This window comes from Rothia terrae (assembly GCF_014705925.2).
Classification (GTDB): domain Bacteria; phylum Actinomycetota; class Actinomycetes; order Actinomycetales; family Micrococcaceae; genus Rothia; species Rothia terrae.
Map to the genome: position 1 here is coordinate 1,299,472 of NZ_CP061539.1, position 14,184 is coordinate 1,313,655.

Sequence of the window (14,184 nt, forward strand, 5' to 3'; positions counted from 1 at the left end):
CTATCGTTCATTCGTTCATTGAAAAATCCCATATCCTAAGGAGAGTCGGTTGGCTACTACCAGCGACATCAAAAACGGCGTTATCCTCAAGATTGACGGCAACCTCTGGTCCGTCATCGAATTCCAGCACGTAAAGCCCGGTAAGGGTGGCGCATTCGTCCGCACCAAGCTTCGCAACGTGACCTCCGGCAAGGTTGTTGACCGCACCTTCAACGCAGGTGCAAAGGTTGATATTGCAACCGTAGATCGCTCCGATTACCAGTACCTGTACCAGGACGGCGACGACTACGTATTCATGGATTTGAAGACTTACGACCAGATTTACGTCCCCAGCGTAGTAGTTGGCGACGCCGCGAACTACATGCTTGAAGAGCAGAATGCAACTATCGCAATGTACGACGGGTCACCCCTCTACATTGAGTTGCCTGCTTCAGTAGTTCTGGAAATCACCTACACCGAACCCGGCTTGCAGGGTGACCGTTCATCAGCAGGTACCAAGCCTGCGACTGTTGAAACCGGTGCCGAGATTCAGGTTCCGCTCTTCTTGGAGCAGGGCACCAAGGTTAAGGTTGATACCCGCACCGGTGACTACCTCGGTCGCGTCAACAACTAATAGGCGTCATGAATTCACGAACTAAAGCACGTCTCCGAGCACTTGAGGTGCTTTTTGAGGCTGAGCAGCGCAATGATGATGTACTCGATACACTCGTGCGACGCCGTGCACATACTTCTGCACAGATTTCGACATACTCTGAGCAAATTGTGCGTGGGGTTTTCGAACACGACGAAGAAATTCGTGAGTACATCGAAACTTATTCACAGGGTTGGACGCTGGATCGCATGCCCGCTGTAGACCGCACGATTCTGCGACTTGGCGCTTGGGAACTCTTGTTCAATGATGAGGTTCCCGATGCTGTAGCTATCTCTGAGGCTGCAGGTCTTGCGAGAACTCTTTCAACTGATGATTCACCTAAGTTCGTCAACGGTCTGCTGGATCGTTTGCGTCAGGTGAAGCCCACCTTGTTGGCATAATTTACTGAAATTAAAACGGGGTTTCTGACTAGTACATCTAGTCAGAAACCCCGTTTTTGTTTCTATAATGAAATTGTTACGACACAGTGAGCGCTCGTAATGACGCGTCCGCGCACTGCGTGATACATTATTGCTTGCAAGCAACCTTTAAGTCCGTCCTGCGAGGCGGGGAAGGAGGCCGGCACTATGACTGAGCACGAAGCAACCTCTTCTAGCGAGGCTCGCGTCATCCTCTCAGATGCCGACATCGATCGAGCTTTGACTCGTATTTCATTTGAGATTCTCGAAGCCAATAAGGGCGTTGAGAACCTTGTTATTTTGGGCATTCCGCGTCGTGGTTTTCCTATTGCGCAACGTCTAGCTGAAAAAATCGCTAAGACAGATTCTGATTTCAGTATCGAGCGTTCGCTGGGTCAGTTGGATATCACCATGTACCGCGATGATTTACGCTCACACCCCTCAAAGACACTTGAACCCACTCGTATTCCTAGCGGCGGTATTGACGGCAAAAACGTCATTCTAGTTGACGATGTGCTGTATTCAGGTCGCACTATTCGTGCAGCACTGGATGCGATTAATGACTTCGGCCGTCCTTCCATTGTCCGCTTAGCGGTTCTGGTTGACCGTGGTCACCGACAGCTACCCATCCGCGCTGATCATGTGGGCAAGAATTTGCCGACTGCGTCCGATGAAACCGTTCGAGTACTAATTTCTGAAATCGACGGTGTCAGTGACCGCGTCGAAATTCTGCAGGGGGAGTAAATCCAATGCGTCATCTTCTTGATACTAAAGAGCTCACTTACGAGCAAGCAATCAATATCCTTGATACTGCCGATTACATGGCAGAAGTTGGAACGCGAGAGGTCAAGAAGCTTCCGGCGCTTCGCGGCCGCACTGTGGTCAACCTTTTCTTCGAGGATTCCACCAGAACTCGTCTTTCATTTGAGGCAGCAGAAAAGCGCCTGTCAGCAGACGTTATTAATTTCGCTGCTAAGGGTTCATCAGTGTCAAAGGGAGAGTCACTAAAAGACACTGCACAGACTTTGGCGGCTATCAATGCCGATGCCGTTGTTGTTCGCCACTCAGCATCTGGCGCACCTCAGCGACTAGCTGAAGCTGGCTGGATTGATGTTCCTGTTTTGAACGCTGGCGATGGTACTCACGCGCACCCAACTCAGGCTCTACTGGATGCGATGTCGCTTCGCCAGTTCAAGTCTCAAACCACCGGTAAGCCCACTCGAGGCACCGATTTGAAGGGAATGCGAGTAGCAATTGTAGGCGATGTACTTCATTCCCGTGTTGCTCGATCTAACCTGTGGTTGCTCAATACTTTGGGTGCGGAGGTTATCTTCGTAGCTCCTCCCACTCTTCTTCCTGTGGGTATTGAGGACTGGCCCTGCGAAGTCTACTACAACTTTGACGAGGCACTGGAGACTCATTTAGACGCTGTGATGTTGCTTCGCATTCAGCAGGAGCGTATGCACGCTGCATTCTTCCCCAGCGCAGAGGAATATTCTCGTCTGTGGGGTCTGACCCCGGAGCGTTTTGCTCTTCTTGATCAGATGGATTATGAGACCGCTGTTCTTCACCCCGGTCCGATGAACCGTGGTCTAGAAATCAGTGCTGTAGCAGCTGATTCAGATCGTTCGTGGGTACTTCGTCAGGTTTCTAACGGAGTTTCAGTGCGCATGGCAGTGCTGTACCTGCTGATGACCGGCGGTAGTGCCGAAGACTTTTACGGTAACTAGAAGTAGCTCTAAGACTGAAGAAAAGAGAATTGACTGTGACTGAACAGAATACCTATCTCATCAAGGGCGCTTCGCTACTGGGTGAGCGCACTGCAGATATCTTGATTGAAGATGGCAAGATTGCTGAAATTGGCGATTCACTAGAGAGCAAGGACGCCCAGGTCGTAGAGGCAGACGGTCTGATTGCGCTTCCTGGCCTGGTTGATATCCATACTCACCTTCGTCAGCCCGGCCAAGAGGATGCCGAAACTGTCGAGACCGGTTCAAAGGCAGCAGCACTTGGCGGTTATACCTCGGTGTTCGCGATGGCTAACTCAAACCCTGTAGCAGATACTGCCGGTGTGGTGGAGCAGGTGCTTTCACTGGGTGAATCTGCTGGTTGGGTCGACGTACGTCCGGTAGGCGCTGTCACCGTTGGCTTGAAGGGGGAGCGTCTTTCTGAAATTGGCGCTATGGCTAACTCACGCGCAAAAGTACGCGTGTTCTCCGACGATGGAATGTGTGTCTGGGATCCTGCCTTGATGCGCCGTGCCCTAGAATACGTCAAGACTTTTGATGGCGTAGTCGCTCAGCACGCTCAGGAGCCGCGTCTGACCGAGAAAGCTCAGATGCACGAAGGCACTGTTTCTGCAGAGCTGGGTTTGGCAGGGTGGCCGGCAGTTGCTGAAGAGGCAATTATTGCACGCGATGTTTTGCTAGCTGAACATGTAAACTCACGCGTTCATATCTGCCACCTTTCGACCAAGGGCAGTGTTGAGATTGTCCGTTGGGCAAAAGAACGCGGTATCAATGTAACTGCTGAGGTTACCCCGCATCACCTGATTCTGACAGACGAAAAGGTTCGTTCATACGATCCGGTGTTCAAGGTGAACCCGCCCCTGCGTGCACAAGAAGACGTCGAGGCATTGCGCGAAGCTGTTGCCGACGGAACCATCGATGTGATCGGTACCGATCACGCGCCGCATCCTACCGAAGCCAAAGAGGTTGAATGGGCTAACGCTGCAAATGGTATGACCGGACTTGAGCAGGCTCTTTCGATTATCCAGATGACTTTGGTCGATACTGGAAAAATTACCTGGGCTGATGTTGCTCGTATCATGAGCCAGAAGCCTGCCGAGATTGGTCGTGCAACTGATCAGGGACGCCCACTTGAGGTAGGGGAGCCCGCAAATATCGTGCTGGTTGATCCTGAGGCAAAGCGCACCATCAACCCTGAGGCGCAGGCAACTAAAGGCAAGAACAATCCCTATCGCGCCATGGAAGTTCCCGGCGAAGTCCGTGCCACTTTCCTTCGTGGTCATGCAACCGTATTAGACGGTCGTCTGGCTACTCCCATCAATCAGTAAAAGGATCAACACATTGGATTCACGGGTAATTCCTACCTTAGTTTGTCTGCTTATTGTTGTAGCAATCACCGGATTGATTGCTCTTGGATGGAACAACCGTAAGAAGCGTCAGTCAGATATTGCGCCGCTTGCTGAGGTTCCACCGAAGTATGATGATGCTCCAGCTGAGGTAGGAATTCCCGGCACCTATGTAGTGACCACTCGAATGGGTGATTGGCTAGACCGCATTGCGGTGCACACTCTAGGAGCCAAGTCCCCTGCTCAAGCTCTTATTTTCGATGATGCGCTGATTATCGCTCGAGATGGTGCGCAAGACATCTATATCCCCTCATCAGAGATCAGCGTCGTCCGCTTAGACTCTGGGATGAGTGGAAAGTTCGTTGAAAAAGACGGTCTTGTAGTGATTTCATGGCAACATCACGGTGTCGATCTTGACACTGGGTTTCGTACACAGTTTGCAGAAGATAAGCGTATTTTGGTGGAGCGACTTCAGCTGATTGCCCCTCAAGCCCACCATGAACTTCCAGTACAAAGCTAACGCAGTTAGTTACGACAACAACCATTAAGGAAACAGTAGATGAGTCATTCAACGTCATCTCCAGCGGTATTGGTGCTAGAGGACGGAAAAGTTTTCCGTGGCACCAGCTACGGAAAAACTGGTAGCACTCTCGGCGAGGCAGTTTTTTCAACAGGAATGACCGGGTACCAAGAAACCCTGACCGATCCCTCCTACGCAGGACAGATTGTTGTTCAAACCGCGCCGCATATTGGTAATACCGGCGTAAACTCTGAAGACGCTGAATCTCGAAAGATTTGGGTCGCAGGCTATGTGGTACGCGATGCAGCCCGCCGTGCTTCTAACTGGCGTAGCGAACGCACCCTCGATGAAGAATTGATTGATCAAAACATCATTGGAATTCAGGGAATTGATACCCGTGCTTTGACTCGTCATCTACGTTCTGCTGGTTCGATGCGTTCAGGTATTTTCAGTGGTGATGATGCGCGTCGCCCAGAGGCAGAGCTCATTGAAGAGGTTAAAAATTCAGAGCAGATGAAGGGCCGCAAACTCGCCGAATCCGTTTCCGTTGATTCAGCATTTGTGGTGGAGCCGAAAGACTTTGGTTGGGCAGAAGAGCCTAAGGCAACCATTGTAGCCGTTGACTTAGGGATCAAAGCAATGACTCCTCAGCGCTTTGCAGAACGAGGTGTACGTGTTCACGTTGTTCCTGCAGACACTACTCTTGAAGAGATTCAGTCCTACAATCCTGACGGTTTCTTCATGTCAAATGGTCCCGGTGACCCGGCGACAGCTGACGCACAGGTAGATTTGCTTCGTAGCGTTCTCAAGAACAAGACTCCGTTCTTTGGCATTTGCTTTGGTAATCAAATTCTTGGACGCGCCTTGGGATTTGGCACCTACAAACTCCCGTTTGGCCATCGAGGCATTAACCAGCCTGTGCTCGATAAGCTCACTGGTAAGGTTGAGATTACAGCTCAGAATCATGGTTTTGCGGTGGACGCCCCTGTTGAGGGCAAAACCACAGCTCCCATCGCAGAATTTGGTGAGATAGAAGTTTCCCATGTTGGCCTGAATGACCAGGTGGTAGAAGGCATTCGTTGCCTAGATATCCCTGCATTCAGCGTCCAGTACCATCCCGAAGCAGCAGCAGGTCCGCATGACTCTGCCTACCTCTTTGACCGCTTCATCGATCTCATGCTCGAAAACAAGAACTAGAGAAGGAACCTACAACTATGCCACGCAGAAAAGATCTGAACAGCATCCTCGTGATTGGTTCCGGACCAATTGTTATCGGTCAAGCAGCCGAATTTGATTACTCAGGAACACAGGCACTTCGCGTTTTGAAGGAGGAGGGCGTTCGCGTCATCCTCGTGAATTCAAACCCGGCGACCATTATGACTGACCCCGAGTTTGCGGATGCTACGTACATCGAACCGATTACACCTGAAGTCATCGAGAAGATTATCGCCAAAGAAAAGCCCGATGCAATTTTGCCGACCCTCGGTGGTCAGACAGCGTTGAACGCGGCTATTTCACTGGACGAAGCCGGAATCTTAGCTAAATACGATGTTGAACTCATCGGTGCGAATATTGAAGCGATTAACCTCGGTGAAGATCGTGAAGCTTTCAAAGGTGTAGTAGAACGTGCCGGTGGTGAATCTGCTCGATCCATCATCGTTCACTCCATGTCCGAAGCGCTCAAGGCAGCAGAAGAGCTGGGCTATCCTATGGTGGTACGCCCGTCCTTTACGATGGGTGGTTTGGGTTCAGGCCTTGCGTACAACGAAGAAGACCTGTACCGAATCGCGGGTGCTGGTATTCAATACAGCCCCACTAGCGAGGTTCTTCTTGAAGAATCCATCCTGGGCTGGAAAGAATACGAACTTGAGATGATGCGTGACAAGAATGATAACGTCGTTGTTGTCTGCTCCATCGAGAATTTTGATCCCGTAGGTGTTCACACCGGTGACTCAATTACGGTTGCTCCAGCACTCACCCTCACTGACCGCGAGTACCAGCGTTTGCGTGATATCGCGATCAACGTCATTCGCGAGGTTGGTGTGGATACCGGTGGCTGTAACATCCAGTTTGCGATTGAACCTGATACCGGCCGCGTAGTCGTTATTGAGATGAATCCTCGTGTATCACGTTCATCAGCTCTTGCGTCAAAGGCAACGGGCTTCCCGATTGCGAAGATCGCAACCAAGTTGTCACTGGGCTACACTCTCGATGAAATCCCTAACGACATCACTCAGAAGACTCCCGCGTCCTTTGAACCGACTCTTGATTATGTGGTTGTCAAAGTTCCGCGCTTTGCTTTCGAAAAGTTCCCGGCTGCTGATCCCACGCTGACCACTACTATGAAATCCGTGGGCGAAGCTATGGCGCTTGGCAGAAACTTCACTGAAGCACTGCAAAAAGCAATGCGTTCATTGGAACAGAAGGGATCTGCCTTCTCATTCATTAAGCCTGAACTGTCAGAGTCAGAACTGAATGAGTTAATCGAGAAGACCAAGGTGCCCACCACCGAACGCATCCATCAGGTGCAGCAGGCACTACTTGCAGGCGCAACCATCGAGCAGATGTATGATGCTACCGGCATCGACCCTTGGTTCCTAGATCAGTTAGTTCTGCTCAATGAAGTAGCCGAAGAGGTCGCTGACAAGGGAACTCTTGATGAAGATATCCTGCGTTACGCAAAGCGTCACGGTTTCTCTGACGAGCAGCTCGCTGAAATTGTTGGTATGAACGAGGACATTGTACGCGGTGTCCGCCATGCGCTGGGTGTTCGTCCTGTCTTCAAGACGGTTGATACCTGTGCTGCCGAGTTTGAGGCATTTACTCCGTACCACTACTCCTCATATGACACAGAGGATGAAGTAGCTCAGCACGACAAGCCCTCTATCATGATTTTGGGCTCTGGCCCGAACCGTATTGGCCAGGGCATCGAGTTCGACTACTCCTGTGTTCATGCATCGATGGTTCTACGTGAAGCCGGTTACGAAACTGTCATGGTGAACTGTAACCCGGAAACTGTTTCAACCGACTACGATGTATCAACCCGCCTCTACTTCGAGCCTCTGACTCTTGAGGATGTACTTGAAGTTATCGAATCCGAGCGTCGCACAGGCGGGCTCATGGGCGTATTTGTGCAGCTGGGCGGTCAGACCCCATTGAAGCTTGCTCAGCAGCTCAAGAGCGCTGGTGTGCCGATTTTGGGAACTTCACCTGAGGCAATTGACTTGGCTGAAGATCGCGGTGAATTTGCACAGGTTCTTGAGAATGCCGGTCTGCTCTCACCCAAGAACGGCACTGCATACACTTTCGACTCTGCTAAGAAAATTGCTGACGAGATTGGTTACCCTGTTCTGGTTCGCCCTTCATACGTTCTGGGCGGACGAGGTATGGAAATCGTGTATGACGAAGAAAACCTGGCGCGCTACCTGGAAAATGCGACCGAGGTTTCACCTTCACAGCCTGCACTGATTGATAAGTTCCTCGAAGACGCTGTCGAAATTGACGTGGATGCTCTCTACGACGGTACTGAAATGTATCTGGGTGGCGTGATGGAGCATATTGAGGAAGCTGGTATTCACTCCGGCGACTCCGCATGCACCTTGCCACCTATCACGTTGGGCACTGACATTATTCAGCGCGTGAAGGAAGCTACCTACGAAATTGCTAAGGGCGTAGGCGTACGAGGTCTCATCAACATTCAGTTCGCTGTCGCCTCGGATATTCTTTACGTCATTGAAGCTAACCCTCGTGCATCGCGAACGGTTCCGTTTGTTTCTAAGGCAACCGGCGTACAGATGGCGAAAGCAGCAGCTTTGATTGGCACCGGCAAGTCGATTGCCGAGCTCAAGCAGGAAGGCTACCTGCCACAGCATATGGATGGCGCTTCGCTGCCTTCAGATACAGCGATTGCTGTCAAGGAAGTTGTCTTGCCGTTCAGTCGTTTCCGCACCCCCGGGGGCGTCGTTGTTGACTCATTGCTTGGCCCGGAGATGCGTTCAACCGGTGAGGTTATGGGTCTTGATCGATACCTGGACACAGCTTTTGCTAAAGCCCAGACTGCAGTAGGGTCTACCCTTCCCACCGAAGGTAAGGTCTTCGTTTCTGTGGCTAACCGCGATAAGCGAAACACCATTATCTACGTGAAGATGCTGCAACAACTTGGATTCGAGATTGTTTCGACCGGTGGCACCGCGGACGTTTTGCGTCGTAACGGTGTTGACTCCCAGGTGGTCGCTAAAATGCGTGAAACTGCTGAAGATGAGAAGTCCATCGTGGATATGATCAATGATGGTGAAATCAACATCATCTTCAATACTCCTTCAGGTGGTGGAGAGGCACGAGGCGATGGTTACCAGATTCGTGCTGCAGCTACCAGTGTGGGTTGCCCGGTGATGACGACCGTGTCTGAGTTTGGCTCAGCAGTTCAGGCTATCAACGCACTTCGGGAATACAGCTGGAGCGTTATGAGCCTGCAGGAACATGAGCAAAACCTTGCTAAAGCACAAGAGGTGAATGCATGAGCTCTTTAGGCTTTGGTGATCGCCTAGCCGATGCTATTGAGGCTAAAGGTCCGCTGTGTATAGGTATTGACCCCCATGTTCAATTACTTGAGCAGTGGGGCTTGCCGTTGAACGCTGATGGTGTAAGAGCTTTTGCAGAGGCTGTACTTGAAGGATGCGGTGATCATGCAGCAGCACTGAAACCGCAGGTCGCTTTTTTTGAGCAATACGGTTCAGCTGGCATGGCCGTCCTTGAAGATGTTATTGCTGAGGCGAAGCGCCGCAATATTATTATTGTGGCGGATGCTAAACGCGGTGATATTGGCTCAACAATGAAAGCGTATTCAGATGCGTGGTTGGGGGAATCTCCGTTAGCTACCGACTCGGTAACTTTGAGTCCTTATCTCGGATTTGAATCATTGCGTCCGGCCTTTGATGCAGCGCATTCAAAGGGGCGTGGCACCTTTGTGTTGGCGCTAACTTCAAATCCCGAAGGTAAAAGTGTTCAGCATATCGGGGGAGCTCAATCAGTGGCTGCAAATATTGTGGATGCTGCGCGTGAGGAAAATGCGCGTCAGGAATGGTCCGCTATGGGCTCTTGTGGCCTGGTGGTTGGCGCAACTGTGGCTGATGCTCTTGAGAAGCTAAAGATTGACCTCAGTAGCTTCAACGGACCGATTCTTGCTCCAGGCTATGGTGCGCAGGGCGCGACCGCAGCTGACCTGTATCGTGTTTTCGCCGGAATCGAGAATCAGGTTCTGGTGAACTCCAGCAGGGGAGTGCTTTCCCACGGTCCCAACCTTCAGAAGTTGGCTGAAGCGTGCGATATGTCCCGCGAGGATCTACTGAACCGCTAGTACGATACAAATCACCGTAAAATAGTGTGCTAATACATATTAAATAAGTATTAGCACACTATTTTTCTTTAAGTTACCGTAGGATAATATCTATAAAACAATCACCGTTAACTTCTCGGCTGTGGGGAACAGCCTGGTAGGGTGACGGTTTTTGGGGAAAGAAAAAATAAACAAGGGAATAATATAATGGTGCTCAATCCACTGACCGACGAACAGCGCGCTGCAGCTCGCGAAAAGGCTAAGACCGCACGTATCGCTCGTGCTGCAGTCAAAGAAGATTTGAAACATCGCAAAGTTACTGTCGAAGAAGTACTCAATCGTGCAAAAAATGAAGAAGCACTGAGTAGACTTAAAGTCACTGAACTGCTGACCGCTCTGCCGAGCATCGGCGAAGTTCGGGCAGAAGCTATTTTGAAAGAACTCAACATCGCATCATCACGCCGCTTGCGTGGTCTCGGCGTTCACCAGCGCAGTGCATTAGTTGAGTACCTCAACAAATAACCAAGGATTGTGTACAGATGACTGAAAAAACCACACCTCGACTAACAGTTTTAGCTGGTCCAACAGCAGTTGGTAAGGGAACAGTTTCCGCCTACATTCGCGAGAACTATCCCACCGTGTGGTTTTCGGTCTCTGCGACCACTCGCGACCCGCGTCCGGGGGAAGAAGACGGCGTTCACTATTACTTTGTTTCTGATGAGGAATTCGACTCAATGGTTGAAAACCGCCAGATGCTTGAGTGGGCTACAGTTCATAATTCCTACCGCTATGGAACCATGCGTTCCATGGTTCAACGAGCGTTGGACGCTGGGCGTGATGTCTTCTTGGAAATTGATTTACAGGGTGCTCGTCAGATTCGCAACGCGATGCCGGAGTCGCAACTGATTTTCTTGGCTCCTCCGAGTTGGGATGAGCTCGTTAATCGTTTGGTTGGACGCGGCACTGAAAGCCCTGAGCAGCAGGCTATTCGCCTTGAAACCGCTAAGGAAGAATTGGCTGCTGAGCCTGAATTCGACTATACCGTGGTCAATGACAAGGTAGAACGAGCGGCTGAGGAGATTGTGAGCTTGATGGGTCTGACCCGATAGCCAAATCTATCTCGCATGAGTGCCCTGCGTATTCACGTAATGTGTTTCGCAGGGCATTCGCGTGCTAAATACTTTTAGAACCGCTATAGTTGATACTTAGTTTTGGCTTCTCTGATGAGGAGTTCTACCGAAATTATCCGGTACATTTTATTCGACAATTTTTGGAGTATTCGTGGCTAACGTTCACAACGAAGAAGGAATCATCAACCCCAGTGCTGACGCGCTGATTGAAAAGGCTGAGTCCAAGTACGGTCTGGTGATTTTCGGTGCTCGTCGTGCACGCCAGATCAATGCTTACTACTCACAGTTGCACGATAACCTTTACGATCATGTTGGTCCTTTGGTTGACAGCGAACCCAACGAGAAGGCTTTGTCTGTTGCGATGCGCGAAATCAACGAAGGTCTGATTGAGGCTCATCACGTTGAAGATTCTAAGTTCGATGAGAACGGTCAGATCATCCACGAAGTAACCGGTTCTGACTTCTTCCCCGGTGAGGTGTACGGTGAAGAGTTTGTTGATGCTCCCGTAGTTGAATACGTGGATGCTGAAGACTCAGAATAAGGGTTTCATCTAACGGTATGCGTATTATCGTAGGTTTCGGAGGGGGCATTGCCGCTTATAAGGCGACAATGCTCCTTCGTCTTTTTTCTAAAGCTGGTCATGAGGTAGTTGCTATGCCAACTGCTTCAGCCCTGGAATTTGTTGGCAAACCGACGTTTGAGGCACTCAGCGGCAATCCTGTTTCGACTTCTGTTTTTGAGCGGGTACCTGAAGTTAACCATGTGCGTCAGGCAGAGCAGGCCGATGCCATTGTGGTAGCACCTGCCACTGCTGATCTCATGGCGCGTTTAGCGTCCGGTCGTGCAGATGATTTGCTGAGTGCTACCATTTTGACAACGCACGCTCCGGTGATTCTTGCCCCCGCGATGCATACGCAAATGTGGGAGCATCCGGCGACGGAACGAAACGTAGAGACTCTTAAAGGGTTTGGCTATCACGTAATTGAGCCTGCTGTGGGGCGGTTAACTGGCCCTGATTCTGGTGTTGGGCGGATGCCCGAACCCGAGGAAATTTTTGAAGAAGCTCATCGCATCTTGGCATCTTTAGAAGCCGGTGTTGCGCCCAAATCTTCAGCTTCAAATGAATTGCAGGGCAAGAAGGTCGTGGTGACAGCAGGTGGAACCCGTGAACCGCTAGATCCCGTTCGATATTTGGGTAATCGTTCGTCGGGCAAGCAGGGCGTGGCTATTGCGCGAGCAGCTCAGGTAGCTGGCGCCGATGTCACTTTGGTTGCTGGGCATATGGAAGTTGATCCTCCTGCAGGAGTTGAAATTAGGTCCATATCAACCGCTCAAGAACTTCAAAAAGCTGTTTTTGAAGAAGTTATCGACACGGATGTTCTCATTATGGCGGCGGCCGTAGCTGATTTTCGACCCGCTCAGTACGAAGACTTCAAAATCAAAAAGACGGACGGCGATCCCCAAGCTCCGGTTATTGAGCTAGTGAAAAATCCGGATATTTTGAAGAGTATAGTCGAGGCCCGTGAGCAGAAAACTATTTCTGCACTTGATCTCATCGTGGGTTTTGCAGCCGAAACCGGCGATGGTCATACTTCTCCTTTAGAATTCGGACAGGCGAAGCTCAAGCGCAAGGGATGCGATTTGCTAGTGGTGAACGAAGTCGGTTCAACTAAAGGATTCGGTACCGACACCAATGAAGTCTCGATTCTTTCGTCAATGACATCGAATATCGTTCATGCGCAGGGCAGTAAAGATGACGTAGCTCAGTCACTCATTCGACTTATTGCGCAACAACTCAAACAAAATTAATGATTGCCCTCATGGGCCCGAAAGACAGTACAGTAGATACGTGACTAATAATCAGCATTTACGCCTTTTCACCAGTGAGTCAGTCACTGAGGGGCATCCAGATAAAATTTGTGATCAGATTTCAGATGCAATCCTGGACGGTCTGCTTGAGCAGGATCCAGCGTCCAACGTTGCTGTCGAAACCATGGTGACTACCGGCCAGGTAATGGTAGCCGGTGAAGTCACCACTAATGGTTATGTGGATATTCCTTCGATTGTCCGCAAAACAATCCTTGATATTGGGTACAACTCTTCAACCCACGGTTTCGATGGCGAATTCTGTGGAGTTTCGGTATCCATTGGTGAGCAGTCTCCTGACATCAATGCGGGTGTTTATGAGTCTCTTGAGACCCGTAAGGGTGAAGCCAAGGACGCCTTGGACGCTCAGGGCGCAGGCGACCAGGGCATCATGTTCGGCTACGCATCCAATGAGACCGAGGTCTTGATGCCTGCCCCCATCTGGGTAGCTCACCGTCTTTCGGAGCAGCTGACCAATGTTCGCAAGCAGGGCATTCTCGAAGACTTGCGTCCTGACGGTAAAACCCAGGTTACTTTGGGCTATGACGGTGCGAAGCCCGTCTCTATCGATACCGTTGTAGTTTCAACCCAGCATGTGCGCGGCTATGATTTGGAGCAGCTCAACGCTGATATCAAAGAACACGTGATTTCACCGGTTCTTGAATGTCTGCCGTTTGAGACCTCCAACGATACTAAGTTCATTATCAACCCCGCTGGGCAGTTTGTTCAGGGTGGCCCAGTCGGCGATGCTGGTCTGACCGGTCGAAAGATTATCGTTGATACTTACGGCGGCATGGCTCGTCACGGCGGGGGTGCTTTCTCCGGTAAAGATCCTTCGAAGGTTGATCGTTCGGCTGCATATGCGATGCGTTGGGTTGCTAAGAATGTTGTAGCAGCTGGTCTAGCTGATAAAGCAGAGGTTCAGGTAGCTTACGCAATTGGCCAAGCAGCTCCCGTGGGTCTGTATGTTGAGACTTTTGGAACCGAAAAAATCGATCCTGCAAAAATTGAAAAAGCCATTCGTGAAGTCTTCGACCTGCGTCCGCTAGCTATTATCAATGACCTAGATTTGCGCCGCCCGATTTATGCAAAGACAGCTGCGCACGGTCATTTTGGTCGCAATGAACCCGAGTTCACCTGGGAGCGTACCGACCGAGTAGATGCATTGAAAGATGTAATTGGAGCATAA

Annotated in this window: 14 protein-coding genes; all 14 read left to right on the top strand. The window is 50.6% G+C overall.

The features are described from left to right. The first annotated feature begins 49 nt into the window (after window positions 1-49). Window positions 50-613 carry an elongation factor P gene (gene efp, locus IDM49_RS06105; RefSeq protein ID WP_168613886.1) on the top strand — a complete coding sequence of 188 codons (564 nt, stop codon included), beginning with the start codon at window positions 50-52 and terminating at the stop codon, window positions 611-613. Between the two features lie 8 nt (window positions 614-621). Further along, window positions 622-1,032, top strand: a complete 411-nt coding sequence (gene nusB / locus IDM49_RS06110) for a transcription antitermination factor NusB (protein ID WP_168613887.1) — start codon at window positions 622-624, stop codon at window positions 1,030-1,032. A 186-nt stretch (window positions 1,033-1,218) separates the two neighbouring features. Further along, a complete protein-coding gene (pyrR, locus tag IDM49_RS06115) occupies window positions 1,219-1,794 on the top strand; it encodes a bifunctional pyr operon transcriptional regulator/uracil phosphoribosyltransferase PyrR (protein ID WP_190723885.1) in 576 nt (191 codons plus the stop codon). 5 nt (window positions 1,795-1,799) lie between these two features. Next, the gene (locus IDM49_RS06120; RefSeq protein WP_190723886.1) at window positions 1,800-2,780 is read left to right on the top strand and encodes an aspartate carbamoyltransferase catalytic subunit; all 981 of its coding nucleotides are present in this window, start codon (window positions 1,800-1,802) and stop codon (window positions 2,778-2,780) included. 35 nt (window positions 2,781-2,815) lie between these two features. Continuing rightward, window positions 2,816-4,126, top strand: coding sequence for a dihydroorotase (locus IDM49_RS06125; RefSeq protein WP_168613890.1), 1,311 nt, complete (start codon window positions 2,816-2,818; stop codon window positions 4,124-4,126). Between the two features lie 13 nt (window positions 4,127-4,139). Continuing rightward, window positions 4,140-4,664, top strand: coding sequence for a PH-like domain-containing protein (locus IDM49_RS06130; RefSeq protein WP_228008019.1), 525 nt, complete (start codon window positions 4,140-4,142; stop codon window positions 4,662-4,664). A 39-nt stretch (window positions 4,665-4,703) separates the two neighbouring features. Then, the gene (gene carA, locus IDM49_RS06135; RefSeq protein WP_168613892.1) at window positions 4,704-5,861 is read left to right on the top strand and encodes a glutamine-hydrolyzing carbamoyl-phosphate synthase small subunit; all 1,158 of its coding nucleotides are present in this window, start codon (window positions 4,704-4,706) and stop codon (window positions 5,859-5,861) included. Window positions 5,862-5,878: 17 nt separating this feature from the next. Further along, complete coding sequence (gene carB / locus IDM49_RS06140; RefSeq protein WP_190723887.1) at window positions 5,879-9,184, top strand: carbamoyl-phosphate synthase large subunit; 3,306 nt, start codon at window positions 5,879-5,881, stop codon at window positions 9,182-9,184. Further along, on the top strand, window positions 9,181-10,020 hold the full coding sequence (gene pyrF, locus IDM49_RS06145) for an orotidine-5'-phosphate decarboxylase (protein ID WP_190723888.1): 840 nt from the start codon (window positions 9,181-9,183) through the stop codon (window positions 10,018-10,020). Before carB ends, pyrF begins: the two co-directional genes overlap by 4 nt. Window positions 10,021-10,206: 186 nt before the next feature. Beyond that, window positions 10,207-10,521, top strand: a complete 315-nt coding sequence (gene mihF, locus IDM49_RS06150; protein WP_190723889.1) for an integration host factor, actinobacterial type — start codon at window positions 10,207-10,209, stop codon at window positions 10,519-10,521. A 17-nt stretch (window positions 10,522-10,538) separates the two neighbouring features. After that, window positions 10,539-11,108, top strand: a complete 570-nt coding sequence (gene gmk / locus IDM49_RS06155) for a guanylate kinase (protein ID WP_190723890.1) — start codon at window positions 10,539-10,541, stop codon at window positions 11,106-11,108. Between the two features lie 172 nt (window positions 11,109-11,280). Next, entirely contained in the window at window positions 11,281-11,670 is a 390-nt protein-coding gene (gene rpoZ / locus IDM49_RS06160; RefSeq protein ID WP_168613897.1) for a DNA-directed RNA polymerase subunit omega, read from the top strand. A gap of 17 nt (window positions 11,671-11,687) precedes the next feature. Beyond that, window positions 11,688-12,938 carry a bifunctional phosphopantothenoylcysteine decarboxylase/phosphopantothenate--cysteine ligase CoaBC gene (gene coaBC / locus IDM49_RS06165; RefSeq protein WP_190723891.1) on the top strand — a complete coding sequence of 417 codons (1,251 nt, stop codon included), beginning with the start codon at window positions 11,688-11,690 and terminating at the stop codon, window positions 12,936-12,938. 40 nt (window positions 12,939-12,978) lie between these two features. Then, window positions 12,979-14,184: a methionine adenosyltransferase gene (gene metK, locus IDM49_RS06170; protein ID WP_168613899.1), complete on the top strand. Its 1,206-nt coding sequence runs from the start codon at window positions 12,979-12,981 to the stop codon at window positions 14,182-14,184.